Origin of the sequence: Streptomyces sp. NPDC000229, assembly GCF_040300825.1 — a bacterium.
Taxonomy (GTDB): domain Bacteria; phylum Actinomycetota; class Actinomycetes; order Streptomycetales; family Streptomycetaceae; genus Streptomyces.
Genome location: NZ_JBEPEL010000053.1, coordinates 1 through 23683 on the forward strand (window position 1 = coordinate 1; position 23683 = coordinate 23683).

The 23683-nt window shown below is 70.4% G+C and carries 18 protein-coding genes and 2 pseudogenes; 7 read left to right on the forward strand and 13 right to left on the reverse strand.

Annotated features, from left to right (window positions below; genetic code table 11):
* Positions 1-735: 735 nt before the first annotated feature.
* Both ABT360_RS23510 and ABT360_RS23515 read right to left on the reverse strand, forming a co-directional pair.
* Positions 736-1462 (reverse strand): annotated as a pseudogene (locus tag ABT360_RS23510) (NUDIX domain-containing protein); the annotation flags it as partial.
* A gap of 117 nt (positions 1463-1579) precedes the next feature.
* Positions 1580-2599, reverse strand: a complete 1020-nt coding sequence (locus ABT360_RS23515; protein WP_351819904.1) for an LPO_1073/Vpar_1526 family protein — start codon at positions 2597-2599, stop codon at positions 1580-1582.
* Between the two features lie 673 nt (positions 2600-3272).
* On the opposite strand from ABT360_RS23515, the pseudogene ABT360_RS23520 reads away from it, so the two are divergent.
* A pseudogene (locus ABT360_RS23520) lies at positions 3273-3362 on the forward strand (glutamine synthetase); the annotation flags it as partial.
* Positions 3363-3412: 50 nt separating this feature from the next.
* Here ABT360_RS23520 and ABT360_RS23525 read toward each other — a convergent pair.
* From ABT360_RS23525 to ABT360_RS23550, 6 genes are all read right to left on the reverse strand, one after another.
* A complete protein-coding gene (locus ABT360_RS23525) occupies positions 3413-3814 on the reverse strand; it encodes a DUF4234 domain-containing protein (protein ID WP_351819818.1) in 402 nt (133 codons plus the stop codon).
* Positions 3815-3874: 60 nt separating this feature from the next.
* Positions 3875-5122 carry a methyltransferase domain-containing protein gene (locus ABT360_RS23530; protein WP_351819820.1) on the reverse strand — a complete coding sequence of 416 codons (1248 nt, stop codon included), beginning with the start codon at positions 5120-5122 and terminating at the stop codon, positions 3875-3877.
* A 44-nt stretch (positions 5123-5166) separates the two neighbouring features.
* A complete protein-coding gene (locus tag ABT360_RS23535) occupies positions 5167-5373 on the reverse strand; it encodes a hypothetical protein (RefSeq protein ID WP_351819823.1) in 207 nt (68 codons plus the stop codon).
* A gap of 214 nt (positions 5374-5587) precedes the next feature.
* Complete coding sequence (locus ABT360_RS23540; protein ID WP_351819825.1) at positions 5588-6841, reverse strand: helix-turn-helix domain-containing protein; 1254 nt, start codon at positions 6839-6841, stop codon at positions 5588-5590.
* Between the two features lie 128 nt (positions 6842-6969).
* Positions 6970-7449: a hypothetical protein gene (locus ABT360_RS23545; RefSeq protein WP_351819828.1), complete on the reverse strand. Its 480-nt coding sequence runs from the start codon at positions 7447-7449 to the stop codon at positions 6970-6972.
* 71 nt (positions 7450-7520) lie between these two features.
* On the reverse strand, positions 7521-8114 hold the full coding sequence (locus ABT360_RS23550; protein ID WP_351819831.1) for a helix-turn-helix domain-containing protein: 594 nt from the start codon (positions 8112-8114) through the stop codon (positions 7521-7523).
* A 99-nt stretch (positions 8115-8213) separates the two neighbouring features.
* Here ABT360_RS23550 and ABT360_RS23555 point away from each other — a divergent pair, with 99 nt between their 5' ends.
* Together ABT360_RS23555 and ABT360_RS23560 are read left to right on the forward strand one after the other, a co-directional pair.
* Positions 8214-9620, forward strand: coding sequence for an MFS transporter (locus tag ABT360_RS23555; protein WP_351819833.1), 1407 nt, complete (start codon positions 8214-8216; stop codon positions 9618-9620).
* A gap of 56 nt (positions 9621-9676) precedes the next feature.
* Positions 9677-10189, forward strand: a complete 513-nt coding sequence (locus ABT360_RS23560; RefSeq protein WP_351819836.1) for a DinB family protein — start codon at positions 9677-9679, stop codon at positions 10187-10189.
* 3 nt (positions 10190-10192) lie between these two features.
* Here ABT360_RS23560 and ABT360_RS23565 read toward each other — a convergent pair whose 3' ends face one another.
* Together ABT360_RS23565 and ABT360_RS23570 are read right to left on the reverse strand one after the other, a co-directional pair.
* On the reverse strand, positions 10193-10624 hold the full coding sequence (locus ABT360_RS23565) for a VOC family protein (RefSeq protein WP_351819839.1): 432 nt from the start codon (positions 10622-10624) through the stop codon (positions 10193-10195).
* A 59-nt stretch (positions 10625-10683) separates the two neighbouring features.
* On the reverse strand, positions 10684-12687 hold the full coding sequence (locus ABT360_RS23570; RefSeq protein ID WP_351819842.1) for a PIG-L family deacetylase: 2004 nt from the start codon (positions 12685-12687) through the stop codon (positions 10684-10686).
* 278 nt (positions 12688-12965) lie between these two features.
* Here ABT360_RS23570 and ABT360_RS23575 point away from each other — a divergent pair, with 278 nt between their 5' ends.
* Positions 12966-15956 (forward strand): bifunctional [glutamine synthetase] adenylyltransferase/[glutamine synthetase]-adenylyl-L-tyrosine phosphorylase, encoded by a 2991-nt coding sequence (locus ABT360_RS23575; protein WP_351819845.1) that lies wholly within the window; start codon positions 12966-12968, stop codon positions 15954-15956.
* Positions 15957-15990: 34 nt separating this feature from the next.
* Here ABT360_RS23575 and ABT360_RS23580 read toward each other — a convergent pair whose 3' ends face one another.
* The 3 genes from ABT360_RS23580 to ABT360_RS23590 are packed head-to-tail and all read right to left on the reverse strand — an operon-like array spanning position 15991 to position 19933.
* The gene (locus tag ABT360_RS23580; RefSeq protein ID WP_351819848.1) at positions 15991-16875 is read right to left on the reverse strand and encodes a phosphatase PAP2 family protein; all 885 of its coding nucleotides are present in this window, start codon (positions 16873-16875) and stop codon (positions 15991-15993) included.
* A gap of 36 nt (positions 16876-16911) precedes the next feature.
* Positions 16912-17997 carry a LacI family DNA-binding transcriptional regulator gene (locus ABT360_RS23585; RefSeq protein WP_351819851.1) on the reverse strand — a complete coding sequence of 362 codons (1086 nt, stop codon included), beginning with the start codon at positions 17995-17997 and terminating at the stop codon, positions 16912-16914.
* A gap of 25 nt (positions 17998-18022) precedes the next feature.
* Positions 18023-19933, reverse strand: a complete 1911-nt coding sequence (locus ABT360_RS23590) for a glycoside hydrolase family 13 protein (protein ID WP_351819854.1) — start codon at positions 19931-19933, stop codon at positions 18023-18025.
* A 349-nt stretch (positions 19934-20282) separates the two neighbouring features.
* Here ABT360_RS23590 and ABT360_RS23595 point away from each other — a divergent pair, with 349 nt between their 5' ends.
* Genes ABT360_RS23595 through ABT360_RS23605 form a run of 3 tightly spaced genes read left to right on the forward strand, consistent with a single transcriptional unit; the run spans position 20283 to position 23473 of the window.
* A complete protein-coding gene (locus tag ABT360_RS23595) occupies positions 20283-21557 on the forward strand; it encodes an extracellular solute-binding protein (RefSeq protein WP_351819857.1) in 1275 nt (424 codons plus the stop codon).
* A gap of 24 nt (positions 21558-21581) precedes the next feature.
* Positions 21582-22607 (forward strand): carbohydrate ABC transporter permease, encoded by a 1026-nt coding sequence (locus ABT360_RS23600; RefSeq protein ID WP_351819859.1) that lies wholly within the window; start codon positions 21582-21584, stop codon positions 22605-22607.
* A complete protein-coding gene (locus tag ABT360_RS23605; protein ID WP_351819862.1) occupies positions 22604-23473 on the forward strand; it encodes a sugar ABC transporter permease in 870 nt (289 codons plus the stop codon). The genes ABT360_RS23600 and ABT360_RS23605 overlap by 4 nt, the downstream gene beginning before the upstream one ends.
* Positions 23474-23683 lie beyond the last annotated feature (210 nt).

A 23683-nucleotide genomic window follows, 5' to 3' on the forward strand; every position in this document is an offset into this window, starting at 1 on the left:
GTCTGGCCGACGACGTTCGACCGTCGGCCCCACGGCGTCTCCCTGTACCTGGGCCGTCCCTGGGCCGTCGGTGCGGCTCATCGATTGATGCCCGCTCCACGGTGTGTGGGGCGACGGCAGACGGGATGGGAGCTGGGGAGGGCGGTGGCTGAGGAGAGCGAGCATCTAACGGGCTGTCAGTGCTGGCGCCTACCCTTCCGTCATGCGCAAAGGTGCGATCAGTCGAGAAGCCGTTCTCAAGGCCATGGCCGAGTACGACGATTGGGGCCGTGACCGGTTCCTGGACGAGTATGGGTACAAGCCGGCCACGGGATACCTCCTGATACACGAGGGCAAGACGTACGACTCGAAGGCCATTGCCGGGGTCGCCCACGAGTTCGATCAGGGTCGAGCGCTGAGGCCGGATGAGTTGAGCGGTGGAAGATCCCACGCCGCCAGGTGGCTCGCCCGAGTCGGCTTCGTGATCCGTTCGTCCCGAGATCCCGACTGGACGCGTGACGAGATCATCCTCGCCTGCGACCTGGCGATGGCCATCGGCTGGAAGCGGCTGGAGTACAACGACCCACGCGTGATCGAGCTGTCTGCACTGCTTCAGACCATGCCGATCCACCCTGAAGAAGTGCGTACCGAGCTGTTCCGGAACCCCAACGGCGTCGCTCGCAAAACCGTCGACATCACCTCCCGACACCCGGACTGCCGCGGCAAGCCCACGAACGGCAACGCGCTCGATGTCGAAGTCCTGGAGCCCATCAGGTCGCCGCGCGCCATGAGCCCTGGAATGTCGGCCAGGGGAACCCACTCGATGTGGCCGGCTTCTTCGAGGTCGGTCGGCGTACCTACCTGTTCAGCCCCGTAGCCCACGAAGATTTCGTGTGGCGAGTCAACCATGCCGATCATAGGCTGATAGGTGACCACGTGTTCCAGTGACTTCGGTCGCCAACCGGTCTCCTCGACGACTTCCCGGAGCGCCGTCTCGGCGGCGTCCTCCCCTTCGTCCACGATGCCGCCGGGAAGCTCCCAGCCGAATTGGTGCGGAACGAAGCGGTACCGCCACATCATGAGCACGCGGTCCTGGTCGTCCACGACGGCCGTAATGGCGACGTGGTGCAGCTTCACCACGTGGTGCTCGAACCGCTCAACTCCGGGCGGCTCTACATCCCAGATCTGTAGCTTCACCCACCGGTTGTCGTAGAGGTCGCGCTCACCGTGGATGCGCCCACGGTTCCAGTCCCTCCGGGGTCTACACGCTCACCGCTCCCGGTACGCGGTAAGCGCTCCGTCCGCGCACCTCCAACGCGCCCTCGGATACGAGACGGGCAAGTACCTGGCGCAACGCCGTTCGGCCGATGCCGAGTTCCTCGCTCAGGGTGCGTTCCGACGGGAACTTGGTACCGGGGGCGTACTCGCCTGAGGCGAGCCGTTCGCGGAGCGTTTCGTAGACCTTCGTCGTCTTCGGGCCCATGCGCGGAACACTCTCCGTTCTGCCGTGGTGTGTACCAGCGTAGCGGCCACGTGCAAGGTCGCCCGAAGCCAGGTCGATCTGCTCCGCCTGGGACGCGGAGTGACGGCACTGATGCTTCTAGGAAAGCCAGACCTCCAGAGCAGCTGAAAAGTCGCCTTCGGTCGCTTTGCGGACATTGGCGTGAGCAATGGCGGTACCGATAGCAGTGTTAGTGCAATTCGACAGCGACTTGGCATTGTATGCGTCTATTATCTCACCCAGCGGCGGACTGTAAGTTCGTAGTTCCGCTATGATCGTGTCTCCATTCACCGGCCTTGCAGTGAGGGCTCGCTGCAATGCGGACTCGTATTCTTGAAGTCCAGCCTCTTCTATGAGTCGATCCAATTCCTCGCTATTTACGGCGGCGATTTGAAACCTTGTAGGATCTCTGAGACTCCGCGCTACTGCTGGGGTGTCCTTCAGTTTACTGATGACGGATTCGGGTCCGGTTTCTGCAGTCCCACTCAGTTCCTGGGGGGCAGTGCTGATATCGATTCCTTCGAAGAACAGGCCGGGGTAAGTCGTCTGCAAGATCTGATGAATGGGATTCGATCCCATGGAGATCGTGATGCATCCCAGTGCCGCCAAGTACTGAACATCCGAGTCAGAAAGGCGCACCATGTCGTCCCGCAGAGGGGTCAGACACTGGGCAATCCGCCGATAAACCTGTTCATGGTGGGTGGCTCCGACGAGCCTGAGCTGCTTGAACACGAACAGCGCACTCAGGGCTGCAAATTGGCTGCCCGTGAGTTTTTGTGCAGTGGTAACTGCGGCGCTTAGAGCGAGTGTGGCCGTAGTTCTATCTGTCCTCGCTGTTCTGTCGACTAGTATATCGACGAGCACTTCACCAAGATCTTGGTCGCCACTTTTCGCGAAGCCAGCCTGTGCTTCCAGGATGTCAGACTGAACTCCAGGATCTTCGATATTCCCGACTGCTTGCGGCTCCCTTTCGTGGAGTTCGGCCAAGTAGTTCACGGTGAACTCGTCTGCTCGTTCGATCGCTAGTCGGTGAGCGTTCTGGGATAGTTTGGCAAAATTTTCCTTGAAGACATCCATAGCGATAGCTTTAGCGTCGCCATAGCTAACGCCATATTGCACTACTTGAGCCTGGATGTTTGTCGATCCGTCCCCGCCACGCTGCTTCTGTCGCCAGATCAACTACTGCCACCCACATTGTTACTGTCTCCAAACGTGATGCTTCCACCACTTTGGATGTTCGTGGAGTTGTCCCCACCTCTCTGCACTTGCCGAGGCGTGGAGCCGTCTGCCGAGCTTCCCGCGGACTGGGTGAGCTGGTACAGGGCCACAGCCAATGAGCCGAGTCCAGCGACAGCGCTCACGATGCTGGCGACCTTGTCTGCTCGATCCAGCCCCAGATAGACGCTGGCGGCTAGACACGCCAATCCCACGGCTGCCGTACTGCACACCAAGATGGTCCGTTGTGTTCCGGTCATTCCAGCATTTTGGGCCACTGGAGCTTCGCTGTGGGCGACTTCAGTGCTTCCAGCAGCAGGACGCGCGTCGCGTGCCGGTGGACGAGGCGTGGACGGATCCATGGTGCCGAGCTAGGCCGACTGACATTACCGCTGGTCAGGCACGGTCGATGGGGGGATGCTGCCCAGACTGTAAATCTGCCGTGTTCCGGGAGCGGGGCCGTCTGTGGGCCGTCGAAGGGCGGCCCAGGGTGACCAACGACGACCAACGACGACCCCTTGCGTTTCTGTCAGTGCTGGGTGGACGTCGATCACGCGAGGTCGCTCCCGACCCCTACTACTTCCTCCGCAACAAGAAGCAGGAGTGGGAGGAGTACCGCTCCGAGGTCACCGCCTTCGAGCTGCGCAAGAACCTGCCGGTGCTGTAAGCCCGTGTGGGCCGGCGGTCGTGAACCGCCGGCCCTGTGGAGTCCCCCGGTCAGACGGCCAACGGCACGTGCTCGCCTTCCGCGCGGTGGCCGTGGAGGGCCCATATCTGGTTCATCTCGTGCTGGTAGTACAGCGGGTGCAAGCTGAAGATGAACACCAGGATGAGGCCGATCCACGGATTGCAGGTCGGCTGCATCCCGGCCGCCCGCTGCATGCGGGCGATGCGCTCACCCGTGTTGTACACCGAGATGAACGGCGGCACGATCAGGATCCAGCCCAGCGCGATGGCCACCACCGCCATTCCCGGCTGGACTTCGATGCGCTTGTCGAAGTCACGCGCCTCGCGGTTCACCTTGTAGTACCAGACCAGGTGATAGATCCCGAGGGTGATCAGTGGCCACACGAGCCACACGAGCCAGATGTTGCGGGTCTTGCCGACGCGGCCGGTCATGAGCACCTCCGCTGTGGTCCCTACGTTTCCAGTGCAGCACGACGGGCTGCGGGGCGCGCGTCAGGGCCTCACCGGGCCGTTCGGGGCGGGCTCGACGACCCGCTCCGGATCGTGCAGCCACACCTGCTGACCGCGTGCGGTCACGGTCAGCCCGAAGTCCCCGGCCTCGGGCGATCCCAGGGTCCAGTACTCCTGATAGACCCGTTCGATCTCCTGCCACAGGTCGCGGGCTCCGTACTCGTACGCGTCCTCGCCGGTGACGGCCGTGGCGGCGCAGCCGTCGTAGTCCTGCAACCACACCTGAGCGGCGTCACCGTCACGGTCGGCGTGGACCATGCGTACCCCGGGCAGGCGGGTGCCGGCGTACAGCGCGAAGCCGAGGCAGAGCAGGTCACGCGGGTTCACGGCGGCCGTGGCCGATCTCGCGGTCGCCTCGTCGACCGGAGCGGGCGCGGGTGGTCGGTGGGACCGCATCGGCATGTACGAGGCGGCGCTCTGGAAGCGTCCCGAGGCAGCTCCCTTGCCGTCGGCGGTGAGTTGGACGATGGCTCCGCTCCAGAAGTCGCGCACCACGGGGGCGACGAGGACGCCGCCCGGGGTGAGCTGCCGTACCACCTGGTGGGGGACCGTTCGAAGGGCGCAGGTGGCGATGATGCGGTCGAACGGCGCCTGGTCGGGCCAGCCCGCTTCGCCGTCCGTGCACCGCAGGTGCGGCTCATGTCCGGCGGCGCGGAGGATGGCGGCCGCGTGGTGAGCGAGGCCGGGGTCGATCTCGACGCTGTACACGAGGTGGTCACCGAGGCGACGGGAGAGAAGCGCGGCGACGTATCCGGTAGCGGTGCCGATCTCCAGTACCCGGTGGCCGTCCTCGACGAGCAGGAGCCGCAGCATACGGGCGACCATGCTCGGCTGCGAGTTGGACGAAGTGGCGATGCCGGGACCGCCCGGCTTGCCGTCGTCGAGCTGGATGACGACCGGTTCGTCGGAGTGGATGAGGGCGAGGCGGTCGGCCTCGGTTTTCAGCGGTTCACATGCGGTCGGGGTCTGGCGCCACGCCTGACGGGGGATGAAGGGTTCGCGGGGGACGGCGTGCCACACGGCTCGCCATGTCTCGTCGAGCAGACCGTGCTCGTAGAGCGTCTCCACGAGCACGGCGTGCCCGCCCGCTTGTGCGGTGGTCACATCAGCTCCCGTCGGTGTGCTTGCTGGGGCCGGAGCCGTCGGGGAGGGCGGAGTGGGCGGCAGCGTCCAGGGCTTGTCGGACGGCTCGCCGCCGTGCTTTCCTCCGTCGGCCATGGTGTTGCTCATCGGTACCTCCTCGGCGGGGTGTGGCGGGGGGCAGTGGGCGGGACTCAGGGGTGGCCCCGGCGTCGGCTCTGGTACCAGGCCAGGGCGGACAGCGCGTCATCGAGAGGCGCGGCCAGGAGTGCGGCGTGCTCGGGGCAGGCGCGGACGTCCCTGCCGTCCCCGACGGCGACGACGCGCAGCTCCTGCGTGGATCCGCACGAGGCGCACCCGGCGCTCATCGAGCGGTTGCCGGACGGCAGCACCGGCGGCATCGACAGGGTGGGTACGAGGTGAAAACCGGCGGTGGGGCGCCGGTGGGCCGTACTTCGCGCTCTCGTCGGATGGTGTATGTCGTGCCGTCCGGGCGTACTTGGTACACCTTGATCGTCATCACGAGTCACTCCCCGTCGTGTCAGGGTGGAATCAGCCTTGCCACGACGGTAGGAGTGTGTGACCCGGAACAGGGGCCGGGTTTCGGCCCCTTGCTCAGGCCGCGAGCATGCCGATCTTCACCGCCAACTGCGCCGCCCGCTGCCGCCGTTCGGGCAGGCGGGACTCGGCTTCCTCCAGCACGATCCGGCGCGCGTACCCGTTGTAGCGGATGGTTTCGGGCGCGGCTTCGTAGGCCTGTTCCAGCGTGGACAACGCCGTCTGCGCCTGGCCGTCCAAGTGATACGCCCGGGCCTGCTCGATCCGGTGCCGTGCTCGACGCGGCCGGGACGGGATCGCGCTCGCCTCCGCACGGGCCGCCTGACGTACCGACTCCCCACCCGTACGGAGTTCCACGGCGACCGTCACCGCGTGGGCGCCCATGATGGCCTGCCCGAAGGACGTGACCGGGTGGGAGTACCCGGCCGGCAGGCCGGCGGCCATCCGCTTCGCCCGGTCCCACCACCCCCATGCGGTCCCGGTGTCGGCACGGCGAGCAGCGGTGTACCCCGCCTCGAAGGTGAGCGCGCCCGCAATGGCACGCACCTCCACCGCTGCCTCGGGCAGGAGCGGCTCCAGGAAGGCCAGTGTCTCGCGCGTGACCTCGTCGGCCGCGTCGAAGTGGCCGGGGCCCGAGTCGCGGTGGGCCTGTGCGGCCAGCCATGCCGCGACACCGATCGCGTGGGGGTCTTCCGACTCCTGGGCGGCCACCATGCCGCGGTCCGCGACGCGCCACAGCAGGGCGGCGTCCGGCTGGTAGGCCAGGAAGAACTGGGCCAGCGCGTACACCTCCGACAAGACCGCTTGCGCCGCCCGCCGGTCGGCGGCGGATTCCGCCTGGCGAACCGCGTTTTGGGCATCGCGAATCAGATCCGGGAGCAGATCGCCCAGCACCTGCCGGTGGTTGGGCGCGGAGTGGCGCGCCGACCACGCACGCGCCAGGCGGGCGTGCAGGTGTGCAGCAGGAGGCGCGGGCCGATCATCGCGCAGCCGCACAGAGTTGATCGCCGCCGCGACAGCGGGCAGCTTCTCGTGTCCTGGCCCCACGAACAACTGCACCTGCCGGTCATCGACATCGCCGACGAGGTCGTTCAGCTGACGCACCCGGAGGATCTCGGCGATGCGAAGGATCTCCGGCAGCCGAGGCATTTTCATCTTCCCGGTCTCGACCTTCTTGACCCAGGACGGGTGATGCCCGAGGAGCCCGGCGAGCTGCTCGCGCGTCATCCCCCGGCGCGTCCGGAGGATCTGGACTCTCTGCCCGAAGCGGACGGGGTCCTCGTACGGGTCCGGGGTAGCGTCAGACGGCACGGCCTTGCCCCTCTCTGCGGCTTCGTCACCGTCAGGGTATGGGGGAGGACCGCTCCCGCGTGAGCCCGAACAACGAACTTTCGTTGTTCCGTCCCAGGGCGCGAGAGCGGCGGTTGTCTCCGCCCTGTTCAGGCGCGAGTGCCACGTTCACCGCCGCCCAGGTCTTCACGCATGCGGAGCCGCAGGGTCGTGAGTGCGTCGTCGTAGCTGCGGCGCCCGTCCACATACGCCGGATCGGTGGCCAAGGTTCCCTCCATCACGCGGTCGCGGAGGTCGCGCAGCCGGCGGAAGGCATCCTCGGAGGCGGCCACCACAGGGGCGGGCGCGGTGATGGTCATCTGGTACCGCATTCCGATGCACGGCCCGAACGCCTCACGGGCGGTCGTACGCCGCGCGGAAAGCCGCATGTCCGGGTCACGGGCCACGTTGCCGCACGTGTGGCGCGCCTCGGAGAGGCTCGCCAGGTAGTCCCCGTACAAGGTGCGTCGCATCTGCGTGTCACGATCCAGACGCTCCCGCTGCCATCGGCGCCCGTCGAGCAGCATGGTGGATCCTGTGGCGATCGCTGCGCCCACCACGGTGCTGATCAAGGTGATCCACTGCAACATGGCCGGACCGTATCCACGGACGACCGCAGATATGCGCCGGCGCGGAAGGCGGCTGAGCGGGCCGCACCGCGTCAGCCGTGGCCGTGCGCGGTCGGCCCGGGCGACGACGTACGCGTGACCGCCTGGTCCCCCCGCGGACCGAAGAGGTGGAGGATCTCCACGGCGGTCGTGGTGGCCGGGCCGAACCAGTGGGGTTGCCTGGTGTCGAACTCGGCCACTTCGCCGGGGTGGAGGACGCACTCCTGGTCCCCGAGGACGAGGCGGAGCTCGCCGGCGAGGACGTAGAGCCATTCGTAGCCGTCGTGGGTGACCAGCTTGGGCTCGCGGGGGGCCAGTACCTGCTTGAACACCTGCACCCGGCCCGGGTACTGCGTCAGGGGCACGAGGACGCTGCCGGGGCCTTTGGACAGGGGCTTCAGGTGCACCCGGGGGTCGCCGGTGACCGGGGCGGCCACCAGCTGGTCGAGGGGGACGCGGTGCGCACGCGCGAGGGGGATCAGCAGGTCCAGGGTCGGGCGCCGTTTGCCGGATTCCAGACGGGAGAGGGTGCTCACCGAGATCCCGGTCGCCGTGGCGAGTGCCTCCAGGGTGAGTGCGCGGTCCCGGCGCAGCGTGCGCAGCCGGGGGCCGATGCCGTCGATCGTCTGCCGCAGTTCCGCGTCCATGCGCCCAGTTTTGCAGTCTTCGCAAAGTTCCTGGGTGCCGGCCGGCCCCCGGGCCGAGCATGGCCGGGCCAGACGCTTTGTGGACGTGAGAGGCAGGCCGTGACCGCGACGACGCATCCCCTTCAGCTTCAGCCCGGGTTCAGCGCGCGAAGGCGCTGGACGGTGCTGGCCGTCTGCTGCCTCAGCATGTTCCTGGTGGGCCTGGACACCACCATCGTCAACGTGGGCCTGCCGGAGATCGGGCGCGCCCTGGGGGTCGGGACGCGGAGCCTCGAATGGACCGTGGACGCGTACACCCTCGTCCTGGCCGGTCTGCTGATCTCCTCCGGTGCGCTGGCGGACCGCTTCGGACGCCGACGGGTGTTCCAGACCGGGCTGGTCGTCTTCGGCGCCGCCTCGCTGGTCTGCGCGATCGCGCCCTCGGTGGGTGTGCTGGTCGCGGCCCGCGCCCTCCAGGGGGTGGGCGCCTCGATGCTCAGCCCGGTGGCCCTCGCGATCGTGGTGAACGCGGTGCCCGACCCGAAGGAACGCGCGCGGGCGATCGGCGTCTGGGCGGCGGTCTTCGGGCTCAGCATGGCTGCCGGTCCCGTCGTGGGCGGCGCCCTGATCGAGGGCTTCGGCTGGCGGGCGCTGTTCTGGATCAACGCGCCGGTCGTCGTCGCCGCCCTCGTCCTCAGCGCGGTGTTCGTGCCGGAGTCCCGGGCCCGGCGGGCGCAGCGGCCCGACCTGCCCGGTCAGGCGCTGCTGACGGCGGTCATCGCCGTGTCGGTCGGCGTCCTCATCGAGGGACCGCACATCGGCTGGACGTCACCCCTGGCGCTGGGCGCGTACGCCTTCACCGCCGTGGCGGCGGCCGGGTTCGTGTGGGTCGAGTCCCGCCGCCCCGAGCCGCTGATGGATCCGAGGCTGTTCCGGCACCGGGCCTTCAGCGGTGCCGTCCTGGGGGCGGTGGCCGTCTTCGTCGCCCTCAACGTGACCCTGCTGCTCAACACCCTGTACCTCCAGGACGGCCGGGGATGGACGCCTCTGGCAGCCGGGACGGCGACCCTGCCCATGGCGGTCGGCGCGACCGTGTGCGCCCCCTGGTCCGGCCGCCTCGTGGGCCGGAGAGGACCGCGCCCGCCACTGCTGCTGGCGGGCGGTTTCCTGACGGCCGGCGGGCTCTGCCTGGTCGGCCTCGACCAGGACACCGGCGTGCCACTGCTCCTGCTCGCCTACGCGCTCATCGGCATCGGGTTCGGCTTCGCCAACGCCCCGCTCACCAACACCGCGATCAGCGGGCTGCCTCCCGGCCGCGCCGCCGTCGCCGGGGCGATCACGTCCACCGCGCGCCAGTTCGGCTCCGCGCTCGGCATCGCCCTCGCCGGCGGCCTGGTGGCGGGCACCGCACCCACGGGGCTCGCAGAGGCGTCCCGGCCGGGCTGGGCCCTGGTCGCCGCCTGCGGACTGTTCCTGTTCCTCGTGGCCCTCGCGTCGCGGCCGGGGAAGGCCCCCGCGGGCTCTTGACGGTACGTCGGAAAACCCGGTGCGCGCACCGGCCGGCTGCGCTAGCGTCCGCGCGCATGACTCTTCCCCGTATACGTCCCCCCTTCGTCGCGGACGAGCGGACCCAGCTCGTGGGATGGCTCGACGCACAGCGCGCGATCGTCCAGTGGAAATGCGAAGGGCTGTCGGAGGAGGACGCGCACCGCGCCGTCCTGCCGCACTCGCCGAACATGACGGTCGCCGGTGTCATCTCCCACCTGCGGTGGGTGGAGAACTCCTGGTTCGAGGTGCTGTTCCTCGGCGGGCCCGCCGAGGGCCCCCAGTTCGACGAGAGCGACGAGGACCTCGACATGAAGGTCGAGGGCGTGCCGCTCGCACACCTCCTGGAGGAGTACGAGCGGCAGTGCGCCACCTCGAACGAGATCATCGCGGCGCACGACCTCGACGAGGTGGGCCGTCACCCGGACTACCGGTCGGCGCGGGCGAACCTGCGGTGGATGCTGATCCACATGGTCGAGGAGACCGCGCGGCACGCCGGGCACCTGGACGCGATGCGGGAGCTGCTCGACGGGCGGAAGGGCTACTACTGAGCGCTAGCGCTCCGACAGCTCGGAGGGGGCCTCCTGGACCGTCCAGCCGTTGCCGTCCGGGTCCTTGAAGAACATGAACGAGTTCCAGGTCTCGCCCTTGCCCTCCGTCCAGCCGTCCGGGCCCACGTGCTGGACGGGGCTCACCTCCACACCCCGCGAGAGGAGCTGCTCACGGGCCGCCTCGATGTCGGTCACGCACAGCTGGAGGCCATGGAGCGAGCCGGGGGCCATCAGCTTCTCGCCGGGCGCCGCGGGCATACCGCTCTGCAGGGCGACCGAGCAGCGGGAGCCCGGCGGGGTCAGCTGGATGATGCGGATCCCCGGGGCCACCTCCGTGTCCAGGTCGACCGTGAATCCGCACTTCGTGCCGTAGAAGTCCTTCGCCCGGTCCAGATCGGTGACCGGGACCAGGACCACTTCGAGTGTCCAGTTCATGCGTTCTCCTCCATCGGTGAATACATCCATGAAAGCCGGACTCGACGCGGCGCGCCGACTCATCGCTCCCAGGGCGACCAGTTCAGCCGGCCGTCCAGGCCCAGCGTCGCGAAGCCCGCCGGGCCGGCCGCCGGGGCACCGGCGAACAGCGGCCCCCCGCTCACCCACCGGCCCCCGTCCCGAGCCGTCGCCACCGCGCCGGTGCGCCCGCGCACGGCGAGCCGGTCGCCCGACGCGGCCACCGCGCCGTGGCCACCGACACCGCCCGGTACGTCCCGCGCCTGCGAGGGGTGGCCGCTCCCGGCGAAGCGGGCCGTGCGGACGTCGCCGGATGCGGGCTTGCGGAACCAGAGCCGGACCCCGTCGGCGCCGTCCGGCGTGGCGCTCAACGCCACCGTGGTCGCCGGCAGCCCGGTCGGCACCGGCCCGCTCACCGGCCCGCCCGGGGCCGCCTGCGTCCATGCCAGAACCGTCTTCGGGGTGCCCGCGAACACATGGCCGCGCCCCTTCGCGTCCATCGCCGCCACCGGGTCGCCCCGCAGGTCCCGGCCCCCGGCCGACCGCCACGGCGCCCAGCCGCCGTCCGCCCGCTGGGTGCTCACCCGCATCGTGTGGCCGGCGTCGCGCACGTACACCGACATCAGACCCGCCCGGTCCACCAGGACCGCCGGCAGGCTGATGTCGGACGTCCCGGTCTCGTCGTCCGGCTCCGGGGTGCCCAGCGAACGCCACGCGCCGAACGCCCCGCCCGGCGCCGCCTGCACGGACGTCACGACCTCGCGGCGGTACTCCCCGTCCAGTTCGGTACGCGTGCCGAACACCGCGATCCGGCCGTCCGGCAGCCGTACCGAGGTCACCCCGCTGTCCAGGCCGGTGCCCTGCTGGAGGACCGGGCCGGTCCACGCCGCCGTGCCGTTCTTGCGCCACACCGCCAGGCGTCCGTCGAGCACCGAGAACGCGTACAGCTCACCCTCCCCCGCGCCCTGCTGCACCCAGGAGGCCGAGCCGCCGCGGGAGTAGCGGATCGACTGGGCCCAGCCGTGCCCGGCGGGACGCGCCGCGACCTTGCGGTCGCCGCAGCCGGCCGGGTCGTCGCAGTAGTCGGTGTGGTCCCACCACGCGTACGTCTTCAGCGTGCGCAGCTTCGCCTCGGTGGTCCGCGGGTCCAGGGAGTGCGGCATGCCGCCGGTCGAGTAACCGAGGTAGTTCTGTACGGAGAAGGCGGGGCGCCCCGGCTTCTCCGCGTACCGGGCGAGGGCCGCCTGCGCGAAGCGGGCGCCGTACATGTGGTCCTGGTGGTCGGAGAGCTTGCCGGTCTTGTCGTTGCGGCCCGGCGTCGGGTCCATGAGCCGGACGAAGGTCGGCCTGAACCGGTCGAGGACGCCGGTGATCGTCTCGATGGTCCCGGCCTTGGTGTACGAGAAGTCCTCGCGGACCGGGGAGCCCGCGGCCAGCTGAGACTCCAGGTGCTCCACGCGGCCGTCCCACAGGCCGTGCAGGCTGTGCGGCCGGTCGCCGGAGATGCTGCCCGCCTCGCGCAGCTGGAGCCAGACCAGGCTGATCTGCGGCTTGGCGCGCAGCGTGTCCAGCTCGGCCCGGCCGCCGCCGGCCGTGGCTATGGAGGTGCGGTCCCAGGGGCTGGTGCGGTTGCCGGTCGCCATCTCGGCGTACGCGGCGCGTATGCCGTTCTGCCGGGCCTCCGCGTACGCCGCCTTGTCGGAGGGCGGCTCGGGGTCCTGGCGGCGCGCGTTGCGGCCGTCGGACTCACCGGCGGTCAGGTAGACGGACGTGAGGCTGCGGCCGGAGGCTATGGACAGGCTGGTGTCCGGGTTCATGAAGAACAGGTCGTCGTCCGGGTGGGCCATGACCTGCACGACCGCCTCCCCGCTGGTCCGCACCGGCTTCACCGCCTCCGCCTCGGGCACGCCCCGGCTCGGTACGTCCGACGCGTCCGACGGCCCGGCGGTCAGCGCCAGGGTCCCGCCCGTGATCCCGGCCAGCACGGCGATCGGCGCGGCCAGGAACAGGCCACGGCGGAAGGAGGACAAGGCGGGGCGAGGCATGGCGGCGGCTTCCGTTACGCGGGTGGAGTGGGGCGAACCGGGAGAGAAGAGGGGCATGGCCGCCATCCGGTTCATAGGAGGCCGTGTGGGGTGCCTCACGCCGCGCGTGCGGGCGGGGCTTGCTTCGCGGATGGGCCCGCGCCGGTGGCGGGGTGCCGGGGGCCGGGCCTGGCACTGGCACCGGCACGGGAGTGCACCCCCACGAGGGCGTGACCATGCGGTGCCTGTGGGGGCCGATAGGCTCGGGAGGTGGGAGCCGACCACGTGGAGGGAAGCCGATGACCGTGCCGGTGCCGGGGCGCAGGAGCAGCACCTTCACCCGACTGCTGCGGCACGGCTTCACCGATCCGTCCGCCGCCGAGCGGCTCCTCGACCTGCCCGTGCTGTCCACCGTGCGCGGCGACCCGGTCCTGCTGGACGCGCTCGGTGCCACCGCCGACCCCGACCTGGCGCTGCGCGGGCTCGTCCGGCTCGCCGAGGCGCAGGGCGACGACGGGCGGCAGCTGCTGGGTACCGTCCTGAGCGCCAAGCCGCTGCGCGACCGGCTCCTCGGTGTGCTCGGCGCCTCCGAGGCGCTGGCCGACCACCTGGCCCGGCACCCGCGCGACTGGGAGGCGCTCGTCACGTACGAGGCGGCCGACCTGCACCCGGGCGTCGACGACTTCGAGCGGGGGCTGGCCGGGGCGACCGACCCCGTGTCGCTGCGCGTCGCCTACCGCCGCTGCCTGCTGGCCATAGCCGCCCGCGACGTCTGCGGCACCACCGACATCGCCGAGACCGCCGCCGAGCTCGCCGACCTCGCCACGGCCACCCTCCGCAAGGCCCTCGCCATAGCGAGCGCGGCCGCTCCGGAGGACGCCGCGCTGTGCCGGCTCGCGGTCATCGCGATGGGCAAATGCGGCGGCAACGAGCTGAACTACGTCTCCGACGTGGACGTCATCTTCGTCGGCGAGCCCGTCGACGGCGCCGACGAGGGCAAGGCGATGCAGGCCGCGACCCGTCTGGCCTCCCACCTGATGCGCATCTGCTCCGAGCAGACGGTCGAGGGCACGATCTGGCCGGTCGACGCCAATCTGCGCCCCGAGGGCAGGAACGGGCCCCTCGTGCGCACCCTGTCCAGCCACCTCGCCTACTACCAGCGCTGGGCCAAGACCTGGGAGTTCCAGGCCCTGCTCAAGGCCCGCCCGGTGGCCGGGGACCCGCAGCTGGGCGCCGCGTACATCGACGCCGTCTCACCGCTGGTGTGGCAGGCAGCCGAGCGGGAGAACTTCGTCACCGACGTCCAGAAGATGCGCCGCCGCGTGGTGGACAACATTCCGGTCACCCAGGTCGACCGTGAGCTGAAGCTGGGGCCGGGCGGGCTCAGGGACGTCGAGTTCGCGGTGCAGCTCCTCCAGCTGGTGCACGGTCGCAGCGACGCCACCCTGCACAGCGGAACCACCCTGGAGGCGCTCAAGGGGCTGGCGGCGGGCGGCTACGTGGGGCGCGCCGACGCGGCCCAGCTGAACGAGGCGTACCGCTTCCTGCGGGCGATGGAGCACCGCATCCAGCTGTTCCGGCTGCGGCGGACGCACCTGGTGCCGGAGGCCGAGGAGGACCTGCGGCGGCTGGGCCGGTCCCTGGGGCTGCGCACCGACCCGGTCGCCGAGCTGAACCGGGAGTGGCGGCGACACGCGGCGGTGGTGCGCCGGCTGCACGAGAAGCTGTTCTACCGGCCGCTGCTGGACGCCGTCGCCCAGCTCACGCCCGGGGAGACCCGGCTGAGCGCCAAGGCCGCCGGTCAGCGGCTGGAGGCGCTCGGGTACGCCGATCCGGCGGCCGCCCTGCGTCACCTGGAGGCCCTGTCGTCGGGCGTCACCAGGAAGGCCGCGATCCAGCGGACGCTGCTGCCCGTGCTGCTGGGCTGGTTCGCCGACTCCGCGGACCCGGACGCCGGGCTGCTGGGGTTCCGCAAGGTCTCGGACGCGCTCGGGAAGACGCCCTGGTACCTGCGGCTGCTGCGGGACGAGGGCGCGGCGGCGGAGAACCTCGCCAGGGTCCTGTCCGCCGGGCGCCTCGCCCCGGACCTGCTGCTGCGGGCTCCCGAGGCGGTGGCCATCCTGGGCGCGCCGGAGGGGCTCCGGCCGCGCGGCCGTGACCATCTGGAACCGGAGATCCTCGCGGCCGTCGGCCGTGCGGAGGACGCCGAGCTGGCCGTCGCCGTGGCCCGTGGCGTACGGCGCCGGGAGCTGTTCCGCACCGCCGCCGCCGACATCATCGGTTCGTACGGCACCGAGGACAGCCCCGCCGAGGCCGACCCCGGCGCCCTGGTCGACCGCGTCGGCCAGGCGGTCACCGACCTGAACGCGGCGACCATCGCGGGCGCGCTGCGGGCCGCCGTGCGCGAGCAGTGGGGCGACCGGCTGCCGACCCGGTTCGCCGTGATCGGCATGGGCCGCTTCGGCGGCCACGAGTTGGGCTACGGGTCGGACGCGGACGTGCTGTTCGTGCACGAGCCGCGCGAGGGCGTCGACGAGCAGGAGGCGGCGCGGGCCGCCAACACCGTGGTCGCCGAGATGCGGCGGCTGCTCCAGCTGCCCACCGCCGACCCGCCGCTGCTGATCGACGCGGACCTGCGTCCCGAGGGCAAGAGCGGGCCGCTGGTGCGCACCCTCAAGTCGTACGCGGCCTACTACCGCCGCTGGTCGCTCGGCTGGGAGAGCCAGGCGCTGCTGAGGGCCGAGCCGATGGCCGGCGATCCCGACCTCGGCCGCCGGTTCATCGAGCTGGCCGACCCGCTGCGCTACCCCGAGCGGGGTCTGGACGACGCCGCCGTACGCGAGATCCGGCGGCTGAAGGCCCGGATGGAGACGGAACGGCTGCCGCGCGGCGCCGACCCGGCCCTGCACACCAAACTGGGGCGCGGCGGCCTGTCGGACGTCGAGTGGACCGTCCAGCTCCTCCAGATGCGCCACGGCCACGCCGTGCCCGCTCTCCGCACCACCCGCACCCGCCGGGCCCTGGCCGCCGCCCGCGAGGCGGGCCTGATCTCCGACCAGGACGCCCGGACCCTGGACGAGGCCTGGGTGCTCGCCACCCGGGTCCGCAACGGCGTGATGCTGGTACGCGGCCGGGCCGGCGACACCTTCCCGTCCGACACCCGAGAGCTGGCCGCCGTCGGGCGGTACCTGGGGTACGGGCCCGGGCACGTCGGCGAGATGGTCGAGGACTACCGCCGTACGACGCGCCGGGCGCGGGCGGTGGTGGAGGAGCTGTTCTACGGCGGGTGAGCCCGCCGGCCGGGCCCCGGGGCCACGGCTGCCGTCAGCGGCGTGCCTTCAGCAGGGCCGGCGCGGCGGCCCGGGGCACCACGTGGCGCGGCAGCCGGTGCGGCACCTTGCCGTACCAGGCGTATGCCAGCGTGTAGCCGAACGCCAGGCAGATCAGGCCGCCGACCGCGTCCAGCCAGAAGTGGTTGGCGGTCGCGACGATGACGACGAGCGTCGCGGTCGGGTAGAGCAGGCCGAGGATCCTGCCCCAGGGCGCTTTGGCCAGCGCGAAGATCGTCAGCCCGCACCACAGCGACCACCCGATGTGCATGGACGGCATCGCGGCGTACTGGTTCGACATGTTCTTCAGGTCGCCCGACGCCATCGATCCCCAGGTGTGGTGCACCAGGACGGTGTCGATGAACTTCTCGGAGGTCATCAGGCGCGGAGGAGCCAGCGGGTACAGGTAGTAGCCGAGCAGGGCGATCCCGGTGGTGGAGAACAACACCAGGCGGGTGGCGGCGTACCTGCCCGGATGCCACCGGTACAGCCACACCAGGACACCGACGGTGACGATGAAGTGCAGGGTGGCGTAGTAGTAGTTCATGCCCACGATCAGCCACGTCACCGAGTCCACGGCGTGGTTGACCGTCTTCTCGACGGCGATGCCGAGGGACTGCTCGGCCCGCCAGATCCAGTCGGCGTTGCGCAGCGCCTCGGCCTTCTGCTCCGGCACGGCGTTGCGGATCAGCGAGTACGTCCAGTAGCTCACCGCGATCAGCAGGATCTCGAACCAGATGCGGGGGCGGCGCGGAGCGCGCATCCGCTGCCACACGGTCCGGCTGTCCGCCACGCGGGCCGGACCTTCGTCGATGGGTGATTCCACCGGTGGTGCCGGGGCCTCGCGGCCTTCCAGTGTCCTCACAGTCGTGTCACCCATGGGCCAAGAGTCTGCCAGATAGGTCTACTCGGTCGATCATCCGTCAGTCTGGTCCTCGACGCCATCGCTACGCCTTTCGGAGGAGGGCCTCGGGGAGGACCGCTGCCCCTCGGGGCCGGATGCGGTGGAACCGCGGACGACCAGCTCGGGCATGAAGACGAATTCGCTGTGGGGGGCGGGGGTGCCGCCGATCTCCTCCAGCAGGGCCCGCACCGCCGCCTGGCCCATCGCCTGGACGGGCTGGCGGATGGTGGTCAGCGGGGGGTCCGTGAAGGCTATGAGGGGCGAGTCGTCGAATCCGACGACGGAGACGTCCCGGGGGACGTGCAGGCCCTTCTGGCGGGCGGCGCGGATGGCACCCAGTGCCATCATGTCGCTGGCGCAGACGACGGCGGTGCAGCCGCGGTCGATCAGCGCGGTGGCCGCGGCCTGCCCGCCCTCCAGGGTGTACAGCGAATGCTGGACGAGTTCCTCGCACTGGTCCGGCGCCAGCCCGAGCCTCGCCTGCATGCCGAGCCGGAAACCCTCGATCTTGCGCAGAACGGGCACGAACCGCTTCGGGCCGACCGCGAGGCCGATACGGGTGTGGCCCAGGGAGGCGAGGTGGGTGACGGCCAGCTGCATCGCGGCCCGGTCGTCGGGGGAGACGAACGGCGCCTGCACCTTCGGGGAGAAGCCGTTGATGAGGACGTACGGGACGCCCTTGCCGCGCAGCTGGTCGTAGCGCGTCATGTCGGCGGTGGTGTCGGCGTGCAGTCCGGAGACGAAGATGATGCCGGAGACGCCCCGCTCGACAAGCATTTCGGTGAGTTCGTCCTCGGTGGAGCCGCCGGGGGTCTGGGTGGCGAGGACGGGGGTGTAGCCCTGGCGGGTCAGGGCCTGGCCGATGACCTGGGCCAGGGCCGGGAAGATGGGGTTGTCCAGCTCGGGGGTTATCAGCCCGACCAGTCCGGCACTGCGCTGGCGCAGCCGTACGGGGCGTTCGTAACCGAGCACGTCGAGGGCGGCCAGCACGGACTGACGGGTGGCCGCCGCCACGCCGGGCTTGCCGTTGAGCACGCGGCTGACTGTGGCTTCGCTGACCCCCGCCTGGGCTGCGATGTCGGCTAGCCGCGCGGTCATGGGATGCGACTGTACCGGCCGCACGTCAGCTTGCCCACCAGACGCAGGACTCGGCGGCGAGGAGCACGGTCCGCCCGCCGTCGCCCTGTCCCGCCTCGACCGCCAACTCGCGTGCGGGCGGCGGCACTTTCCCCGCCAGGGCGGCGGTCCCGTCCGCAGGCTCACCGCCGTTGCCGGGTACGGCGCTCCGGCTCTCGGCCCGGCCGTCGCCGTCGGCCGTGTCGGGCCGCGAGCCGTCACGTGCGCCCTCGCCGTCCGGTCCGCCGCCCGGACCGGTGCCCACCGCGTTGTCCGGTGGCGGGACGGCCGCCGGGGCGTCGGCCGGTGACGGGGGAGCCGTGCTGGACAGGAGCACCCGGCTGCCCGGGGCGCGGAGGGCGACCGGGCGGTCCGTGAGGTTGACCGTGCAGATCAGGTCGCCCTGCCAGGGGCCGGTGCCGGCGCCCCTCGCGCGGCGGCGGAAGGCCAGGACCCCGTCGGGCGCCGGCAGCCATTCCACCGCGTCGCCCGCGCCGAGTGCCGGGTGGTCGCGGCGCATCGCGAGCGCGCTGCGGTACAGCTCCAGCGTCGAGTCCGGGTCACCGGTCTGGGCCTCCACCGACAGCTCACGCCACGACGACGGCTGCGGGAGCCAGCTGCCGCCGGGGCCGAAGCCGTACGAAGGGCCCTCCACCGTCCACGGGATCGGCACCCGGCACCCGTCGCGCAGCCCGTCCTGGCCCTCGCCCCGCTGGAAGGCGGGGTCCTGGCGGACCTCGTCGGGCAGCTCCGTGACCTCGGGCAGTCCGAGCTCCTCGCCCTGGTACACGTACGCCGAGCCGGGCAGCGCCAGCATCAGCAGCGCGGCCGCCCGCGCCCGCCGCAGCCCGGCGGCGCCCTGGCCGTACCGCGTGGTGTGGCGGACCACGTCGTGGTTGGACAGCACCCAGGTGGTCGGCGCGCCCACCGACGCGGTGGCCCGCAGCGAGTCGTCGATGACCCGCCGCAGCGCGGCCGCGTCCCAGGGGCAGTTCAGGAACTGGAAGTTGAACGCCTGGTGCAGCTCGTCGGGGCGTACGTACAGCGCGAGCCGCTCCGCCGTCGGCGCCCACGCCTCGGCGACGGCGATGCGCTCGCCCTCGTAGGTGTCCAGGAGCCGCCGCCAGACGCGGTGGATCTCGTGGACGCCGTCCTGGTCGAAGAACGGCAGCTGCTGGGTGCCGATCAGCCGGGCCTGCTCCCCGTGCCCGATGTCCGGCATCCCGGGCGCCTTGACCATGCCGTGCGCGACGTCGACGCGGAACCCGTCGACCCCGAGGTCCAGCCAGAACCGCAGCACGGACTCGAACTCGGCCTTGACCTCCTCGTTCTCCCAGTTCAGGTCCGGCTGCTCGGGGGCGAACAGGTGCAGGTACCAGTCGCCGTCGGGCACGCGGGTCCAGGCCGGGCCGCCGAAGACCGACTCCCAGTCGTTGGGCGGCAGGCAGCCGTCCGGGCCCTTGCCGGGGCGGAAGAGGTAGCGGTCGCGGCAGGCCGGATCGCCGGCGAGCGCCTCACGGAACCAGGGGTGCCGGTCCGACGTGTGGTTCGGGACGATGTCGACGATCACCCGCAGCCCCAGGTCGTGGGCCGTGCGCACCAGGTCGTCCGCGTCCGCGAGGCCCCCGAAGACCGGGTCGACGGCGCGGTAGTCGGCCACGTCGTACCCGCCGTCCGCCTGCGGCGAGGCGTAGAAGGGGGTGAGCCACACCGCGTCCGCGCCCAGCCGCGCCAGGTGGGGGAGCCGCTCGCGGGCCCCGCGCAGATCGCCGATGCCGTCCCCGTCGCTGTCCGCGAAGGACCGGACGTACACCTGGTAGATGACGGCCTCGCGCCACCATCCCGGGCGGTCGCTGGAAGAGCTTGCACGGCGCAGATCCTCCGGCGCCTGGACGGACGAGGTCAGCTCGTGGGCCATGTGCGGTGTCCCTCTCGGTGGGCCGGGATGGGGGCTACATACATTCAACGAGGTGAGAGCGGTAATGAAACGGTCCTGCAAGCCCTTACGAAAAAGCTTGCAGAGCGCTCCCGACCCGCGCAACCCCGCCTCGCCGCGTCTGTCAAGCGATGCATCGGCAACTGTAGGGACACGCGGATGTAACGATCAGCGTGCCTTGCAGAAATTTGCCGCAAGGTCTTTCGGCGCGTTTTCATCCCTGTTACGTTCCTGGCAACCCGGCGCACCGCGAGGGAGCGGTCTGCAGGAGGCACGAGATCCAGACATGTGATCCGCCTTCGTCTTCCCGGGATCAGTTGAAGGAGTTCACATGCGGCGTGGCATAACGGCCACCGCGCTGGTCGCGGCCCTCGGTCTGACGACGGCGGCGTGCGGAGGCGGTGGCGGCGACCAGGGCGGGTCCAACAGCTCTGGCGAGCTGTCCGGCACGGTCACCTTCTGGGACACCTCGAACGAGGCCGAGAAGGCGACGTACCAGTCCCTGGCCGAGGGCTTCACCAAGCTGCACCCCAAGGTGAAGGTCAAGTACGTCAACGTGCCGTTCGGCGAGGCCAACGCCAAGTTCAAGAACGCGGCGGGCGGCAACTCCGGAGCCCCCGACGTGATGCGCACCGAGGTCGCCTGGGTCGCCGACTTCGCCAGCCTCGGCTACCTCGCCCCGCTCGACGGCACCCGCGCCATCGAGAACCAGGGCGACTGGCTGCCGCAGGCCGCCGCGAGCACCAAGTTCAACGACAAGACGTACGCGGTCCCGCAGGTCATCGACACCATGGCGCTCTTCTACAACAAGAAGATGCTCAAGGAGGCCGGCGCGGAGGTCCCCACGAACCTGAAGGCGCTGAAGGACGCGTCCGCCAAGGTCAGCAAGAAGTGGCCCGGCAAGACCGGCCTCTACCTCCGCGGTGACGACCCGTACTGGTTCCTGCCCTTCCTCTACGGCGAGGGCGGCGACATGGTCGACGCCGAGGCCAAGAAGGTCACGATCGACGACCCGGCCGGCGTCAACGCGTACAAGACCATCAAGGACCTGGTCGACTCGAAGGCGGCGATCACCGACGCCTCCGACGGCTGGAACAACATGCAGAACGCCTTCAAGTCCGGCAAGGTCGCGATGATGCTCAACGGCCCGTGGGCCATCGCCGACTCCCGCGCCGGTGCCGAGTTCAAGGACCCGAAGAACCTGGGCATCGCGCCCGTCCCGGCCGGCAGCGCCGGGCAGGGCTCCCCGCAGGGCGGCTGGAACCTGTCCGTCTACGCCGGTTCCAAGAACCTCGACGCGTCCTACGAGTTCGCCAAGTACATGAGCTCGGCCAAGGTGCAGCAGCAGACCACCGAGAAGCTCAGCCTGCTGCCCACCCGCCTCTCGGTGTACACGAAGCCGACCGTGTCGGACAACGAGATGGTCCAGTTCTTCAAGCCCGCCGTCGACAAGGCCGTCGAGCGCCCGTGGATCCCGCAGGGCAACGCCCTCTTCGAGCCGATCCGCCTCCAGATGGCCAACGTCCTCGGTGGCAAGACCACCCCGGAGAAGGCCGCCCAGGAGACCGGCGACGCCTACCGCAAGATGCTCAAGGACTACAAGTAAGCAGTGGGAAGGGCTGACCGACCAATGGCTGTCGAGACCAGCCAGTCGGTGGCGAAGGCCGCGGGCGCCAGCAGCGCCCGCGGCCGCGGCCACCGCACTGACAACACCCCGGGATCACCCGGTCCGGGCCGGCTGCGCAGAGCGCTGAGCACCCACTGGTACGCCTGGAGCATGGTCGCTCCGGTGGTGACCGTGATCGGCGTGATCATCGGCTACCCGCTGGTGCGCGGCATCTATCTGTCGCTGACGGACGCCAACGAGGCCAACGTCGAGCGCACGATCGGCATCAACCACATCCCCGCGACGTACGAGTTCGTCGGCCTCGAGAACTACAAGGCCGTCCTCACCGACAACGTCTTCTGGGACCGGCTCGGCTGGACCGTGGTCTGGACCGTCAGCTGTGTGGCCCTCTCCTTCACCCTCGGCCTCGTCCTGGCCAACATGCTCAACCGCAAGCTCAAGGGCCGCACGTTCTACCGCATGGCCCTGATCCTGCCGTGGGCCGTCCCGGCCTTCGTCTCCGTCTTCACCTGGCGGCTGCTGTTCAACGAGCGCAGCGGCCTGTTCAACGAGCTCCTCGCCGGCGGCGGCATCGACGCGATCTCCTGGCTGAACGACCCCACCTGGGCCAAGGTCTCCGTCATCGCCGTCAACGTCTGGCTCGGCGTGCCCTTCATGCTCGTCGCCATGCTGGGCGGCCTCCAGTCCATCCCCGGTGAGCTGTACGAGGCCGCCGAGATGGACGGCGCGACCGCCTGGCAGCGGTTCCGCCACATCACGCTGCCCGGGCTGCGGCCGGTCTCCGGCACGGTGATCCTGCTCAGCGCCATCTGGACGTTCAACATGTTCCCGGTGATCTTCCTGCTCACCCGGGGCGGGCCGGGCGACGCCACCGAGATCCTGGTGACGTACGCCTACAAGCTTTCCTTCGTCGTCAGCCCGCGCGACTTCGCGGGATCCGCAGCCTGGGGCGTACTGATCCTGGCGCTCCTGTCGCTCTTCGCGGTGGCCTACCGCCGCGCGCTCCGCAAGCAGGGAGACATGTGGTGAGCACCAGCACGCAGACTTCTCGGACGCGCAAGGTACGGACCCGGGGCGAGCGTTCCCCGCTCGCCTCCCTGGGGCTGCACCTGACGCTGCTCGTCGCCGCCCTCGTCGCGGTCTTCCCGCCGCTGTGGCTGGTGATCACGTCGTTCAAGCCGAAGACCGACGCCTTCGACACCTCGGTCGTCAAGAACTTCACCTTCGGCAACTACAGCCACGTCCTCGCGGACACCCAGTTCTTGGCCTGGCTCGGCAACTCGCTGGTCGTCGTCGGCATCACCACCGTCATCGGCGTCTTCATCTCGGCCACCACCGGCTACGCCGTCAGCCGCTTCCGCTTCCCGGGACTGAGGCCCCTGATGTGGCTGCTGCTGATCACCCAGATGTTCCCGGTCGCGGTCCTGATCGTGCCGCTGTACAACCTGCTGGCCTCGCTGGGCATGCTGAACCAGCCGGTCGGCCTGGTCATCACGTACCTCACCGTCGCCGTGCCGTTCTGCGCCTGGATGATGAAGGGCTACTTCGACGGCATCCCCGCCGAGATCGACGAGGCGGGGCGCGTCGACGGGCTGACCCCGTTCGGCACCTTCTGGCGGCTGATCATGCCGCTCGCGAAGCCCGGCCTGGCCGTCACCGCGTTCTACACGTTCATCACCGGCTGGGGCGAGGTCGCCTACGCGTCGGCGTTCATGACCGGCGAGGAGAACCTCACCCTCGCCGGCGGTCTGCAGACCTTCGTCAACCAGTACACGGCCGACTGGGGTTCGCTGACCGCCGCGGCCGTACTGATCGCGGTGCCCGCCGCGGTCGTCTTCGGCCTCGTCCAGCGCCACCTGGTCTCCGGCCTGACGGCCGGCGCCACCAAGTCGTAGGGGGACGGCGTCATGGACCTCGCGCACCGTGGGCGCCCGGCGCCGCACGGGCACGTCGTCCCGGCGCCGCCACCACCGGCCGGCCGGACCGTGCCGGGCAGACCGACCCCGGCCGGCCCGGCCGCGCACGGGCGTTCCGCCCGTCACCGGCCGGCCGCCGGTCCCGGCTGAACCGCCGACCCCCCTTCCGTATCCCGGTCCGCGGCGCCG